Raw genomic sequence first — 14455 nt, 5'->3', positions numbered from 1 at the left:
TCCTTACTCGTCCATCCCTTGCAGCCTTCGTTTACATGTATAACATATCCAATTATCCGAATCGTCGGTCGTAATCTGGGCACGATGGCCATACAGTCGAATGTGCTCGCGTCTTATTCCCGCCCAGTATGCCTTGACCTCGGTGCAGGAGAGTCTTCTCCCCAATGCCTTCTCCGCATCCGTATGCCACTGGCCGCACCGCGTGCACGCAATCATCCCGCTATCTCTGATGGGCAGTCCGATTCCACCTAAATCATTTTACTCGTTTCAGTTCAATCTTTACCCTATTATTGGGGTTTGGGCAGTCCCAGTACTGAATGTCGGGATCTTCACCGAGCGGGAACGTCCCACCAAGCTGGAGGGTACTTACCCAATTAAAGATATTATGATAGAAATACCCGCAAAAGTTACCACACTTGTGGATATCCAAATCAAATTCATCTCCCACCTTCATGCCGATGGTGCAGTCACCCTTTGTTTCAATGATCTTTGCCACCACCTGGTTGCCAATTTTTGGATAAGTTATTGCCATCACCCCTCCTTTCAGTATACGGTGCTCTCTATCAAAAAAGGGAGGGCATTGCTGGGCATTTAAAACAGCATGCTACACCCTCCCAAATCAAACGGTTAGTCTTATTTTAGCCCATAGGAATCCGGGTTAAAGCCGTTGACGCCTTTGTATCTATCCAGGCACATATCAATAAAGTTTGCCTGGGTATCCGGCAGGCCCTCCAAGTCCTTCATGGCCTTGTCAAGGGCATTCTTCTCAAGGGCGGTCAGCTTCATCTTGGGATCACCCAGAATAATCTCGCCCGCCTTGATGGCCGCAGCCCTTGCACTTTCATAGTAACCCTTGGACCTGTTGCTGACAATGGCGTTGCCTATCTCCCACGCATTGTCCGGGGCCAGGATCAGGCTGTGCGAATCCCTGTACATGTCGGAGTTGACCAGGATTTCCTTCATCTGTTCCTGGTAACCCAATTCAAGGGCCGTGTTGAGTATGGCGCAGTCATAGCCCAGGATCTCCGCAAAGACCGACGTGGTGGTGGCGCCGAACATGTCGTGGTATTCCACGGCCTCGTTGCTCCACAGGTCACACACCGCCATAATGAGATTGCTGGCAAGATCGGAATGGCCGCAGGCGCTGGCCTTTCCCTCGGTGGCGACCGGAACCCCGGTCATGGCCTTGACAATGGGATTCTCATAGGCGCAATCCTTGGTCGGTCCGGTGGCCCCGCATTCAACGGCTACCATGCTCCTGCCGGCACAGATGGCCCTGGCTAAGGCGGCCATGACATGGGGCACGTCCTTGGAGGTCATACCGCCGGCCATGAACATGGCGGTGTTGGCCTCGGAACAGTTGGTGTCTCCGCCGGGAATACACTTGTTCTTCTTGCAGATCTCCACGATCTGGTCCCACATCCACTCCATATCGATCGAACCCAAGACACCAATCCCAAAAAGGATACCGGTGATGTCATTACGGATAATGGCATGGTCGAAGATCTCCTTGCCCCCCATGGATTCGATGCAACAGGTATCCGCGTATTTGGAGACCTCTTTAAAGCTCTCAAGGATCTCCATGGTGTAGTCGCTGGTCCGCATATGATGCATGTCGGGTTTGCGCAGATCGGCCGGTGTGGATTGATAAGCGGCCTTGAGCCCATATTTCTCCAGATAGTCGTCCATCTGCTTGGCGGTCTGGGCAGCGATCTCCCCGCCCCATTTGGGATTGTGGGTCATCTGGAAGATATGCTCATTTTCCAGATAAAGGGTGGGGTGACCCACAATGGTCATTCTCTCCAGGGCGTCCCCATTGGCCTTTTCATATTCCCTCAACAGGGTCTTCATGGTCTTTTCACTGCCCGGCCTGGGGTGTGGGACGATATGGGGATGGACATACCCTCCCCCAACCTCGATCCCCCTCTTGGTGGTCACCGGAGTTTTGGCAGTGCCGAACATCATTTCCGCACCGCTGGCATACGCCATTTTTGTTATCGCTTTTCGTGCCATTTTTATCCCCCTTTCTCAAATATGAAAACTACATTGAGCAACCATCTTCTCTCTCCCCTATCCGAATACCTCCCCTTTTCACCTCCCTCCAAACCGCCGAATTGGGTTCACCCCGCTTATCCTGCTTCCATAGATTTTGCAATTGATGTGCCAAAGCAGTTATCGTTGAATCGTATAACAATTTGATTTTGCTTGCTTTATTTTCCTTCAACCCAGCGCATTCATGCATGCGACGCCGCCCTGTCACCTCCGGGTACACTTTCCCTTTTTCGTGTAACCCGAGGTGACATTCTCATGGGGGAGAGAGGCCGTACTGCGATAGCCGAAGATAAAGAAGCCGCCGGGTAATCCCTAACATTCTGGCGGTGGCCGCCTTGTTCCAGGAGGTCATCTTAAGGGTTTTCAGAATGAGTTCCTTTTCTATTTCCTGCAAAGAGACTCCGGGCTCCTGCAGATTTTTCAACCTTTCGGCAGGGCCTTGTCCCAATTCCGCTTCCCCACGCACCTCGTCAGGGAGATCCTGGTGCGTAATTTTTCCATTGGGGCAGGTAACGAGAAGCCGTTCCACGATATTGGTCAGTTCCCGGACATTGCCATGGTAGGAGTAATCCAGCAAAAGGCTTAGCGCCCCTTCGGTGATCAGGGGGACGGACCGGTCCATTTCTCGGGAGATCTTGTGGAAAAAATGATCCAGCAACAAGGGGATATCCTCCCGCCTCTCCCTTAAGGGCGGGATATGAATAGGGACCACATTGAGGCGGTAGAAAAGATCATCCCGGAAATGCCCGGCCTCAACAGCGCTTCTCAGATCCTTACTGGTGGCGGCGATAATACGCACATCCGTCTCGTATGACCTGTTCCCACCCACCCGTTGGAATTCCTTCTCCTGCAGGACCCTTAAAAGCTTGACCTGCAGGTCCCTGTCCAGTTCACCGATTTCGTCCAGGAAAAGAGTGCCGCCGTGGGCTGCCTCAAATTTCCCCTTCCTCTGCTGAACGGCCGTGGTAAAGGCCCCTCGCTCATGCCCGAACAGTTCGCTCTCCATCAAATTTTCGGGGATGGCCCCGCAGTTAATGGCCACAAAGGGACGATCGTTTCTGGAGCTGGTCTGGTGGATCGTTTGGGCCACCAGTTCCTTTCCCGTGCCGCTCTCCCCCTGGATCATCACCGTGGCAGAAGAACTCCTCAGCTTTTCGATGAGCTGATAGATTTCGTTGATTCCTTTGCTTCGACCGATGATGACGCCAAAGCGCTCTTTCCATTCGTGCGGCGAACCTTTGCTTGCAGAGGCCCCGTTTCCTGCGCCCATTTTCTCCACAATGCTCGACAGAACAGCATTGATATCCGCTTTCAGACTGGGTCCTGAAAAATCATAAAAGGCCCCATGTTGATACAAAAACGGCCCTAGCGGGGCAGTGATCAGGATGGCCGCATGAGGGGCAATCTGCCTGGCCTGGTGCAGAAATCCCCCGCCTCCCATACCGGAAGATTTCAGATCAATGATGATGACTTGCACGCCACCGGAGTGATTTGTCAGAATTTTCAACCCGTCCTTTGCATCCGGCGCCCAGATGGGCGAAAACAGGTCCTGTGATATGAGGCGGAGTAAGGGGCGGAAGGTCCTGTACTGGTCGTCAACGATAAGTATGATCGGCTTGTTTCTGTCCGTGTCTTGTGTCATTTTTCAACTCATGAATGAGATGACGACAGCGAAAAACCCAGGTCCGGCTTAGAATCACTTAGAAGCGCTTGAAGGCGGACCAGAACAGGATATTTCTTGTATTCCTCTGGGTTGGGACCGTAACTGAAAATCCCCCTAATACCCTACCCTAAAACGGCAACGTACCCGTGGCCAGAAGCCAAAAGGAGGGAAGCCAAAGACCCACGACGGTCCATATGATAAGTGACACGCCCAAGGTCTTTGCAGAGAATTTGCCGTATGCATTGAGCCAGACCATAACATAAAGCACCGTGTAACCGGCGCAGGCCAGGGCCAGGAAATTGCTCTTGCCGATCAACTGCTTGCCGCCTTCCAGGACCGGTCCCCCTGTAAGGGCGAGTATCACATATACGATGGAGATCGGAATCAGGGTGAAACTGGCGTTGCCCGCTGCCTTCAGGTTCTCCAGCCCTGCGAATAATGAATAACCGACGATGGCATAAAACAGCCCATATGCAAAAAGGAGGGCGGCAATCCAAGGGTCTCTAAACACGGCCGCCTGAATGACCGCAGATACCAGCACAAGGGCGCCCACCATGATGACAAGGGCGCCCGTTCCCTTGGCTTCTCCTATACCCAAAAGCAACAATCCCACGGGCAACCACATGAGACTGATGGCCATAAGTGTGGATTCTACCATTTTCCTTTCCTCCTTTCCTGGCGGTTCGACAGTTGTCAGGTCCCGTGGCGGTAACCAACTAAAGCGCCTACGTCCTAAGTTTCAAAATGATATCACCTCTGGTCTTGATCTACTTGCCTCCATGTCATATTGTTGAGGTTCACGGTTTCATGTTATGGGGTCTTGATCACGTCTTCTACCGACATACAACTCTCAAGAGCAGATCCGATCAATTCCCGGTCCAGGCCCTTGCCGATGATGGAAACCTTGGTTCCAGCGGATTGTCTGAGCGGCTGGGATGAGAACTCACCGGATGCCACTTCCATCAACATCCACCCATCAGAAACCCTGAATATCCCTTTGGCCCTGACAATATCTCCCATCCCCGAGTTGGAGGCCTTGAGTTGTTGGAAAAGCCCTTCCAGCGCCCCTTGATCAAAGGATTGATCGCGGTAGACACAACCAAAGGACTCATACCCCAGTTCATCCTCCTCTTCATTGAAATGGACATGCAGCTCACCCTCTTTGTGGGGATGTGCTTCATGGTGATGGATAGACCTTTCGCCCCCCTCACCTGTTATGTGGCTATCGTCCGCTTTCGACACCCATTTTTGGAAACTTGGGGCGGTCGACAGGGCAAACTGATACTCGGCCCAATCCACTGCCCCGAATTCGGTCATCAAGACTGTCATTTCGGGATTGATCGCCGATAAGGCCCCCTGGGTAACCATGGCCTTCCTCTTATCGACCCTGTCGCACTTGTTCAGAAGGGCGAGCTGGGCGTTTCTGACCTGCGATTCCACAAAGTGACGGTTGGCCTTATACAGGCCCATAAAACCGGTGGCATCAGCGATCAGGATATTATTGATCTTATCAATGATATTCTCGAAGAGTTCAGCCTCCACGATGAACCGGACTTGCGCGATCGTAGCCACACCGGTGGGCTCTACGATGACCCTGTCAGGTTTGATGGTCTCGCTGATTTCAAGCATTTGTGCCCTGAAATCCTCCTGAAGCGTGCAGCATATACACCCGCTGGGCATCTCCACCACATCGCCGCCTTTGCCTGTCAGCAGCTCACCGTCTATGCCCACCTCTCCAAATTCATTGACCAGAACAACAATTTTTTCCTCTGCGCCCCACTTCTCGAGTGCCTTGGTGATAAAAGTGGTCTTGCCGGAGCCCAAAAACCCAAAGACGATATCAACGATCATTCCCTGTAATCCTTCCTTTGTGTTCTACCCGTTCCATTTAGCGCGCATGGCTTCCCAACTCTCGCCCTCTGTGGCGTCCTCGGCCATTCCCGGCGCCTGGCTGCACTCTTTGCCCCAGATGCCCAGGGGGTAACTGGTAACGTATTCCTCGCAGACCGCTCCCCCGCCGCAGATAAAGGGGATATTCAGGCCGACAGACTGGAGCTGATGGGCGATCTTGGGAAATGCCGTCATGGTGGTGGTCATCAGGGCGGTGCCGGTGACCATCACAGGCCTGTGTTCCTTGCACGCGGCAACCACTTTTTCAACCGGGACATCAGCGCCGAGGTTCACAACATTATAGCCATTGGCATTGAGCAGGGCGTTGGCAATAACCTGTCCGATGTCGTGGATATCTCCCTCGGCCGTATGGGTGACTACAGTGGACTTCCTCTCCATGGCCTTACCCATTTTTTTCTCACACTCGGCAATTCCAATACTCATCGCGTCTGCCGAGAGGATGACCTGAGGAAGGAAATAGATCCCTTCATCCCACAGACGGCTCACCTCGTTCATACCTGCGATCAAGGCATCGTTGATAACGTCGAGAGGCGATTTTGTCTCCAGGGCCTTCTGGACGGCCGCCAGGATCCCCTCATCGTTCCCCTCCACAACGAATTTGGCGATCGCCTGCAAGGTGGCATCTTTCGAAACTTCCCTTGCTTCTCCATGGACCTCAAGGTCGAGATCGTAGCGCTTGAAAATATTAGAAAAATCATCTAAATATCTCATTTTGGCCTCCTTCCTTTTCCCCTGTTTAAGATGTATAAATCGGCTCCGGCAGAAGCCACTCATATCCTTTATGCAGCTAATGGGCCTTGGCCACCTCCACCATGGCCAGGAGGTTTTCGGTGGGGGTGCCAGGCGCAACCGCACAGCCCGGGGCCAGGATCTGGATCCCGTCGGCAATAGACTCCTCGCAGCCCCGCCTCACGGTGTCCGCATCTTTCATGAAAAGGGTGGTAGCGGTATCCACACCCCCCATCAAAATAATGTCCGGGCCGCATTTTTCCCGGGCAAGCCGGGCACTGGCCTTGGGCTCCAGGCTCAGTATGTCTGCCCCGGTCTGACCCATCCATTCCACAATGCCGTCCACGTTGCCGCAAATGTGCAAAATCTTGGGGACGTGGATGGCGTCGAATTGTCTTTTTTGATATTCCAATTCAAGATCTCTGTACGTCTTTGGGGCAATGAGTTCGGGCGATGCGGTCATGTCTTCACAGGAGATGATGTCGGCGCCCGCGTCTATGAGCGCCTTCGCAAGGGTGGTGCCGGCCTTCTCTGCGACCTCAAGAAAAGGCCGGATCTTGTCAGGGGCCTTAAATGTGGCCTTGAGGATGGGAACCGCATCCAGAAGAGATCCCGCAATGGTAAAGGGCCCGATGATCCCCGCCACAACGAGTACCTCACCACCCACCTCTTTTTTGAGAATTTTGACTGCCTTTATCAGTTCCGGTATCGAGCCCCTGGTAAGAAAATCATCAGGATATATGGGGGTATCATCCAATTTGTAGGGGGGCGGATGTTCAATTCCCGGGATGCCCTCGCCACCTGCGACACTCTTTCCCGGTTTGTATTTGCATCCCAGGGCGACCGCCTCGAATGTCTGGCAGAATGGCACCCTCACCGCATCAAAACCGAGCACGGTATATGCCGCCAGTGCCTGTTTTGCCATGACCTCTCCCTTTTGGTGGCCTTCAGGCCAAAAGGCCTGCACCTTTTCCATCTGATCGTAGGTTACGGTGGAATTTGCCCCAAAACAGGGCATTCTGTCTGGCTTTTGATGATTCAAGACAGCCATCACTCGCTCTTTACCATTCATTAGAACTCCTCCTTTGGTAAAAGATATGGTTTGAGATGCTATTGCATATACGGAACCTCTCTGAAAAGAGCGGCGTCATTGGCAACTAATTTGGAACACCCCGGAGGTCCTCGCGCCTGTATCGTCTACTGCATATGCAAAATGGGAGCACGACATGCATCGTCTTCTGCAATTATGTACGGGGAGTATAGCTCCGTTACATAACGACATTGAGATGGCATTCAAAGTTATAGCGGTAAATGTGAGAATTTAGATCTTGCAGGCGGATATGGTCTTTGCCCTCGAAAAACCCATATCCTCAGTTGGGCAGGTATCCTGGCTTGCAGCTTTATCTACTCTCTGCGCCTTCCCATTCCGCTTACCCTTTACAGTGGAACAGTGGCCTGGTACAGATTTCGCTTTTTGGAAAATGAAGACCCCAAAAACCCTTTCCATGTCGCTCGATATGAAGGGAGGAAAGGGATTGCTGCTTACAGTTGCGGGGCAGCGATGGCTTTTCACCATCTTCCCTACCTGGGAAGACACGCAGATTCCTTTATCCTTCCCGGTTTAGGGCTTGCGTACTTATCTTCAGAAATAACGCTTAGGTATAATTTTTGATTGTTTTCTTCTTTACAGGCTGCAATTTGAATGCCAAAAATATCGGCAACCGTGGGAACCCGAATTCAAGAGGAAAAAGCAGGTGGAAAAAAGCTTTTGAGTCAGCGCATTCCGGCAATTTGCAGGAGGAATATTGTGTCATCAATGCCCCAAAAAAACAGAAAAAAGGGCCTTGCTCTTAAATTCACTATTATTTTAATAAGTTACTATAGTGACAGCAATGTCACGATGTGACAGAAGACTGCGGGTCAGATCCTGACCTAAATCGCGCACAATCAAATCCATAAGCGTTGATCTTGCGCCACAGAGTACGCTGGTTCATCCCGACTGCTTTAGCCGCTTTTGATACATTTCCCTGAGAGCGCTTCAATGCTTCGAAAAGGTAAGCCTTTTCGAATCGGCTGAGCACGATGGATCGCGCTGAAAAATAAGGGATGTCAACATCTACATTATACGGGGTTTCTCCAAATGGCATGTTACGGCTGTCGAGAGAAAAAATGACGCTCTCAATGGTATCAGCATCTGTCGTAACAAAGGCCCTTTCCAGGACGTTTTCCAGTTCTCGAACATTTCCCGGCCAGTGATGTTGCATCAATTGTTGCATGGCTTTTATGGAAAAGTGCTTGATATTTTTATTCATATTCTTGTTAAAAATTTCCATAAAGTGTTTTACCAGAAGCGGAATATCCTCGATCCGTTCTCTCAAGGGGGGGATATGAATCGGAACTACGTTGAGCCGATAAAAGAGTTCCACCCGGAATTTGCCACATTCGACCTTTTCCTCGATATCCTGATTAGTGGCTGAAAGCAGCCTCACATCCACATCAATGGACTCGTTGCCCCCGACCCTTTCCAGCATTTTTTCTTGAAGCACCCTGAGCAGCTTTACCTGCATCTTGGACGAAATATCCCCGATCTCATCCAAAAAAAGGGTTCCTCCTCGAGCGTATTCGAATTTGCCCATCTTCTTACGGATTGCACCGGTAAAGGCCCCCTTTTCATGCCCGAACAGCTCGGTCTCCAGCAGGCTCTCCGCCAATGCCCCGCAGTTTATGCTGATAAAGGGCCTGTTTTTTCTGAGACTGTTAAAATGTATCGCCTTTGCCACCAGCTCCTTGCCAACGCCTGTTTCGCCGTAGATAAAAACCCGGGCATCGGTAGGGGAGACCTTCTTGATCAGGTTATAAACAGCCTGCATCTTGTGATTCTTGCCGATGATGTTTCCGAAGGCGTATTTTTGAGTTACCTCTTTTCTCAAATCTTCGATCTCCCGCATCATCTCTCTTTCTTTAAAGACCTTTTCCACAACCATGAGCAAAGATTCCGGCTCAAAAGGCTTCACCAGATAGTCGCTTATTCCATGCTTGATACAGTGGACCGCCGAGGAGATGGAGCCATACGCTGTTACAATAATACCTGAGATGTTCGGGTCCATCTTGCGGGCCTGTTCAAACAGTTCCAGCCCATCCATCCCCGGCATCTTCATGTCGGCCAATAACAGGTCGTAGGACTGAGAGGACAACGTGCTTAAGGCATGATCACCGCTGTGGGCAATGCCTACCCCATACCCCTCGTTTTCCAATATCGCGCGAATGTGGTGGCAAATCGACATCTGGTCATCAACCACAAGTATTTGATGTTTCATTCTAAATCACCTCCAACCGGTTCTGCTGTTTTTCCATCGGATGTCGTATCCAAAGGCAGGAGGATGTGTATGGTAGTTCCCCTTGCGTGATGATTGCGATTTGCCCTATTCCCGGAAGAAGCCCTGTGGGCAAGATTGGGGCATGGATTGTGACATACCCGTATGATGCCGTTATGGGCCTCCACAATGCGATAGGCCAGAGACAAACCCAGCCCGGCACCGCAGGGCTTTGTTGAATAAAACGGGCGAAAGATATTTTCTATTTCAGAAGGCTTGATACCGACGCCAGAATCGCTGATCGAGATAAATGCGCACCCGGGCCTTTCATAACAAAAACCAATTCGCGTCAAAAGCCATCCCCCACCCGGCATTGCTCCTATGGCATTGTGAATCACATTCTGAAATACCTGCCCCATCAATAGGGCATCCATCTGAAGTGGTGGAAGCTCAGGGTCATACTCTTCTTTTACCGTTATCCTATTTTTCCTGATCACGTCCTCAAACATCTTGAGGACTTCCCCCAGGATAATATCGATTCGCTGAAAGGATCGTGTGAGTTTCAGGGTTTTGGTATATTGCAGCAATTCGGTGACAATTTGATTTAGATTACTGATTCCTTCTGAGAAATCTCCGAAGATCTCCGCCAAATTCTCTTGGCCAGATGTGAACGCAACAGGTTCTTTGCAAGGTTCTTGCTCTGCCTCCTGAGTGCGGACGTCCAGTTTTAAGGCCCTTTCCAACCGCTTTTTCCCCATGAGAATATTACTCAGGGGGTTTCTAATCTGGTGAGCGATGTCAGCAGAAAATTCACCTAACAGGGCTAATTCTCTCGTTTTTTTTAGCTCTTCGGCCAGCTTTTTCTCTTGAGTAATGTCCCTCCCTACCCCCTCAATCCCGATAATGCGGTGGGCAGCATCCCTTTCCGGGTAAATGGTCAGGGAGATGATGCGGTCTTCGCCCCCTATCGCGAGTTGCCGATACTCAAGATCCTTGACCATTGCCAGTTCACTGTTAAGGACTTTCACAAAGGCTTCTCGTATCTGAGGACGGTCCTTCTCAACAACTACTTCGTCGGCCAAAACATCGCCACGACAAAACGCTTCCCTGGAGATTCCGGTCATTTTTTCCATCGCCTTGTTGACAAAGACAAACCGGTTTTTTCGGTTGACCCGGAAAATAATATCCTTCCGATGTTCCACTCGAATTCTCTGCGTTTCTTGTATCTGTTCAATCTGACTGGTCTTTTCTGCGATCTTTCTTTCAAGAAAGTCGCTCATCTCGAGACTGGATGTGTAAGCTCGAGCGTTCTGAATGGCAACCGTGGCCGCACTCCCCAAGGCCTCAGCAACAGAGAGATCGCTGTGATCAAGCGATTTTTCACATTTCTCCTTTCCCAGGAGAAGTAACCCCAGGGTTTCTTCCTTTAACGTAAGGGGTACGCTTATCAAGGAATGGATGCCTCTCTCTTGAAGATAGTCCCTCATCTCTTTTCCCATCTTCCTTGCATGATTGATACTCCTGATCAAAACAGCTTTGTTCTTTGACATCATATAGTTGTATAATTTCTTGAGTTCTTCCGATTGGATATGTTCGAAAAAGGTCGAGTTGAGGGTCGTTTTATCCTCAGCTGTCCTGCATGTGACTTGCGCTATGGAAACTCTGGTTCTGCAAAACAAATAAACCTGGTATTGGTCACCCGTGAGCCTGGCCCCTTCCTCGGCTACTGATTTCAGGGTCCTTTTCAAATCGAGCGTCTGATGGAAGCTCTCAATGGAGTTGACCAGGAATGCGGCCTCCTTCTTCTTCTGCTCGGTCTGGCAGTAGAGGTTTATATTTTCGATGGCCATGCCCATAATATTGGCCATCCCGGACAGCAATCTGAGACTGCTTTGGGTAAAGTTCTCTGCTGACTTATGTAAAAGGAGCAACGCGCCGATGTTGGTTTCCTTTGAATTTAACGGAACACCGATCAACGTCCTGATCCCTCCTTCTGCCACCTTTTCGAATTTTGCCTCTTTGAATATCAGTTCCAAATCCTTTATCAATGGCCTGCCGAGGGTAACGATATCGTGCACAACTTTCTTCTTCTCCAGCTGTTTCAAGAGCCCTCTCACGAGTCTGGGGTCAAGGGCGTCGTCCGTCACCTCCATATCGGACAATTTCAGTTCGGAGGAACCTGCTCTCTTCATATAGAAGGCGATACTTGAAGCCTTGAATACCTCGCTGATCTTGGTCATGGATTTCCCGAGGGTTTTGTGGAATTCCATTGACTGGTTTATCTTGGTGGATATTGCGGTAATAGCGTACAGCTCTTTGCTGAGCGAAGTGACCTGTTGCAGCATCTCCCTGTTGGCGGTTCTCGCATCCTGCAATTCACTTCTGGCCTCCTTGATCTCATCAGTCAACATTATTTCTCTTATTTTAATTGAAAGATGATGGCTGAGGAGATGGAAGACGGGGAGTTTATCACTGGCAGAAGTTGGAATTCGGTCAAACTCCATATGCAAAAAACCCAGGGGCTCTGAGCCCTGCAAAAGGGGGATTGAAAGGGCAAAGTGCATGTTGGGCAGATTGACTTTTCGGGTGGAATGCAGAACAGGAGAGTCCATTACCCAGCTTTCAACCCTGACCTCCTGATACACCTTCCCCCTTGGCCCTATATTCGCAGCACTGGCTACGGGGAACAGGTTTCTTTGTTTGTTGAATAGCGAGATTTCTGCCTTTCGCACGTGATCAACGTGGAGCAAGTTGGACAAGAAAGCTTCGAGGAGTTCATCCAGGCTGTAAGCCTTCCAGATCGACTCAATCGCTTTTCCTAAAACAACTTCCGTCTCTGAAGCGAAATTCACTTGCATAGCGTCGCCTCCTTGCACAGGCAAAGGTTATAAGATATGGAATACCAGAGTGAGCGATCTTTAAATGATCTGAAGTCTCACGTCCCGAAAAGGTTCGCAACCCGCAACCTCGACCTTCTGCCGGCCCATTGTCGCGGAACTTCTCCTGTATAATCTCTTCTCCGGCATAATCATGTTTATTTTGACATGATATATAATAATATATGTTGAATATTGAACGATAAAAATGCCAACCTGTCAATAGTCCTAATGGTAAAATTGTTATAGCACAGTATGAATGCCACCCGATATCTGTCCCGAAGAGTGGTTTGTTTCGATAGAATCAGGCTTGATCTAAAAGTGATGAGCACACAAAAAAGCCTTCCCCCGTTCTTTGAAGAACAGGGGAAGGCTTCAGGGGTTGAGAGACGTGGGTTTCGCTTATGCGAAATAGTCGTCCCGGGCCTTTTTGAGCTGCAGCAGGTTTTCCAGCGGGGACGGCGGGGCGATTCCGCACCCCGGGCAGAGAAAATCCGTTCCGTTCTCAAGGGCCTGGGTGGCCTCCTGGTATACGGCCTCGGGCGTTCCGCTGAAGAGGGTGGTTGCGGTGGCCACGTTGCCGAAAACCTTTGTGCCTTTCTTATGGGCGATTTCCACCGCCTTTTTCATATCCGCCTTTTCCTCGATGCTGATCCCCACCACCCCGGTATCGCACATGAGGTCGATGATGGAATCCGTATTGCCGCACACGTGCAGCACCACCGGCCCTTTTGAGCGGGTGACCACCTCTTTGAGCACGGGAAGCACAAATTTTTCAAAAAATTTCGACCTGATGAGTGCCGGGCCCGCAGTCGGTTCCGCCAGGACATAATAGTCGGCCCCGTTGTCAAAGGCAAAATTGATGGCGGCGATGGCCGCCTCCTTGGTGACTTCCAGGACCCTGTGCACATTTTCGGGCTTTTTGTAGATCCATTTCATGTACTGCTCCGTGCCCACCAGATTGGCGGCACAGGTGAACGGACCCTCTGTCTCCCCGAATATGATCAGATCGTCTCCCACCTTTTCTTTAAGAAGTCGGAAGTGCTCCTTGAACATCGGAAACCGGCCCCGCTCCAGATAGTCGGACGGGAACTCGATATTCTCGATGCTGTCTGCATAGGGATGGCTATGGATGGAATATTGAATATCTTTCTGGGGGGTCCCCAGTTTGCATCCGAAGGCCTCGCTCAGGCCCACGATATCCCATCCCATGGCCTTGACCCATTCGAATTGGCCGTATTTGTGTCCGGCATAGGCCAGTTCGGTCATGGCCACCGGATCGGTATCCGCAAGGGGCCTGGCATACCCGCAGGCATCCATGAGGGCCACGACGCCATAGGTGGTGGTGCTGCCGCATGGGGTCTTGTCCACATCCTTCCCCATAAAACGGTTCCAGAATCTTTCTCTCAGGGTCATTTCAGCCATTTTTCGCCTCCTCATGAAAAATGTTAACGCACGTTTATGTCAAGAACCGGATCGTCGCATCTCTGGGAAGGGCCAGACCAAGGACCACCTCGGCCGTCTTGACCAGAGCCGAGGGAATCGGGCATGCCAGATGGCATCTGGATTTCTCTGCACACAGGAAGAACGGGCTCTTGGTGAGAGGGACAAACAGGTCTTTCATCTGTACCGGTCTTAAGTCTGCGGTAAGTTTTTTGATCTGACCACACTCGGACCGGATGTCGAAGCTTACCTGTTTCCCTTTTTTCCATCCGTTTATGGTGCAGCCAAAGCCGCAGATACCGGGATCCACGATCACCTGGACGGTTTCCGGTCCGTCCCCCCGGCCGGATCCATTCGCAGTCTCCCGACTCACAGGTGTTCCCACCATCCAATCATCCACCATCAGGTGCCGGAGGTCAGAAGTTAGAATTCGGATGTCAGAGGTCAGAAGTCAGAAAAGACAGCAT

General features: G+C 50.8%; 12 protein-coding genes and 1 riboswitch. All 12 genes read right to left on the bottom strand.

Going from position 1 to position 14455, the window contains the following annotated elements:
* Window positions 1–3 precede the first annotated feature (3 nt).
* A complete protein-coding gene (locus K9N21_11480) occupies window positions 4–216 on the bottom strand; it encodes a hypothetical protein (protein ID MCF8144529.1) in 213 nt (70 codons plus the stop codon).
* Between the two features lie 37 nt (window positions 217–253).
* Window positions 254–532 (bottom strand): TIGR04076 family protein, encoded by a 279-nt coding sequence (locus K9N21_11475; protein ID MCF8144528.1) that lies wholly within the window; start codon window positions 530–532, stop codon window positions 254–256.
* A gap of 101 nt (window positions 533–633) precedes the next feature.
* A complete protein-coding gene (locus K9N21_11470; GenBank protein MCF8144527.1) occupies window positions 634–2013 on the bottom strand; it encodes a methanol--corrinoid methyltransferase in 1380 nt (459 codons plus the stop codon).
* A 292-nt stretch (window positions 2014–2305) separates the two neighbouring features.
* Window positions 2306–3694 (bottom strand): sigma-54 dependent transcriptional regulator, encoded by a 1389-nt coding sequence (locus K9N21_11465; GenBank protein MCF8144526.1) that lies wholly within the window; start codon window positions 3692–3694, stop codon window positions 2306–2308.
* A 148-nt stretch (window positions 3695–3842) separates the two neighbouring features.
* Window positions 3843–4373 (bottom strand): transporter, encoded by a 531-nt coding sequence (locus tag K9N21_11460; GenBank protein ID MCF8144525.1) that lies wholly within the window; start codon window positions 4371–4373, stop codon window positions 3843–3845.
* A 152-nt stretch (window positions 4374–4525) separates the two neighbouring features.
* Complete coding sequence (locus K9N21_11455) at window positions 4526–5566, bottom strand: GTP-binding protein (GenBank protein MCF8144524.1); 1041 nt, start codon at window positions 5564–5566, stop codon at window positions 4526–4528.
* Window positions 5567–5590: 24 nt separating this feature from the next.
* A complete protein-coding gene (locus K9N21_11450) occupies window positions 5591–6337 on the bottom strand; it encodes a B12-binding domain-containing protein (GenBank protein ID MCF8144523.1) in 747 nt (248 codons plus the stop codon).
* Window positions 6338–6413: 76 nt separating this feature from the next.
* Window positions 6414–7427, bottom strand: a complete 1014-nt coding sequence (locus K9N21_11445) for an MtaA/CmuA family methyltransferase (GenBank protein MCF8144522.1) — start codon at window positions 7425–7427, stop codon at window positions 6414–6416.
* A gap of 287 nt (window positions 7428–7714) precedes the next feature.
* A riboswitch (cobalamin riboswitch) is annotated at window positions 7715–7971 on the bottom strand.
* A gap of 279 nt (window positions 7972–8250) precedes the next feature.
* Window positions 8251–9672 carry a sigma-54 dependent transcriptional regulator gene (locus K9N21_11440; GenBank protein ID MCF8144521.1) on the bottom strand — a complete coding sequence of 474 codons (1422 nt, stop codon included), beginning with the start codon at window positions 9670–9672 and terminating at the stop codon, window positions 8251–8253.
* Window positions 9669–12080 (bottom strand): GAF domain-containing protein, encoded by a 2412-nt coding sequence (locus K9N21_11435; GenBank protein MCF8144520.1) that lies wholly within the window; start codon window positions 12078–12080, stop codon window positions 9669–9671. The genes K9N21_11440 and K9N21_11435 overlap by 4 nt, the downstream gene beginning before the upstream one ends.
* Before the next feature lie 867 nt (window positions 12081–12947).
* A complete protein-coding gene (locus tag K9N21_11430) occupies window positions 12948–13961 on the bottom strand; it encodes an MtaA/CmuA family methyltransferase (protein ID MCF8144519.1) in 1014 nt (337 codons plus the stop codon).
* A 43-nt stretch (window positions 13962–14004) separates the two neighbouring features.
* Entirely contained in the window at window positions 14005–14376 is a 372-nt protein-coding gene (locus K9N21_11425) for a hypothetical protein (protein ID MCF8144518.1), read from the bottom strand.
* Window positions 14377–14455: the final 79 nt, after the last annotated feature.

The organism is Deltaproteobacteria bacterium, from assembly GCA_021737785.1.
Classification (GTDB): domain Bacteria; phylum Desulfobacterota; class DSM-4660; order Desulfatiglandales; family Desulfatiglandaceae; genus AUK324.
Note: the sequence above shows the minus strand (reverse complement) of the source record. Positions and strands in the feature narration are given on the sequence as shown.

Bases quoted from the DNA above. Each gene is read 5' to 3' on its own strand.
- K9N21_11480 (MCF8144529.1), bottom strand. From the start codon at position 216: ATGATTGCGTGCACGCGGTGCGGCCAGTGGCATACGGATGCGGAGAAG.
- K9N21_11475 (MCF8144528.1), bottom strand. From the start codon at position 532: ATGGCAATAACTTATCCAAAAATTGGCAACCAGGTGGTGGCAAAGATC.
- K9N21_11470 (MCF8144527.1), bottom strand. From the start codon at position 2,013: ATGGCACGAAAAGCGATAACAAAAATGGCGTATGCCAGCGGTGCGGAA.
- K9N21_11465 (MCF8144526.1), bottom strand. From the start codon at position 3,694: ATGACACAAGACACGGACAGAAACAAGCCGATCATACTTATCGTTGAC.
- K9N21_11460 (MCF8144525.1), bottom strand. From the start codon at position 4,373: ATGGTAGAATCCACACTTATGGCCATCAGTCTCATGTGGTTGCCCGTG.
- K9N21_11455 (MCF8144524.1), bottom strand. From the start codon at position 5,566: ATGATCGTTGATATCGTCTTTGGGTTTTTGGGCTCCGGCAAGACCACT.
- K9N21_11450 (MCF8144523.1), bottom strand. From the start codon at position 6,337: ATGAGATATTTAGATGATTTTTCTAATATTTTCAAGCGCTACGATCTC.
- K9N21_11445 (MCF8144522.1), bottom strand. From the start codon at position 7,427: ATGAATGGTAAAGAGCGAGTGATGGCTGTCTTGAATCATCAAAAGCCA.
- K9N21_11440 (MCF8144521.1), bottom strand. From the start codon at position 9,672: ATGAAACATCAAATACTTGTGGTTGATGACCAGATGTCGATTTGCCAC.
- K9N21_11435 (MCF8144520.1), bottom strand. From the start codon at position 12,080: ATGTTGACTGATGAGATCAAGGAGGCCAGAAGTGAATTGCAGGATGCG.
- K9N21_11430 (MCF8144519.1), bottom strand. From the start codon at position 13,961: ATGACCCTGAGAGAAAGATTCTGGAACCGTTTTATGGGGAAGGATGTG.
- K9N21_11425 (MCF8144518.1), bottom strand. From the start codon at position 14,376: ATGGTGGGAACACCTGTGAGTCGGGAGACTGCGAATGGATCCGGCCGG.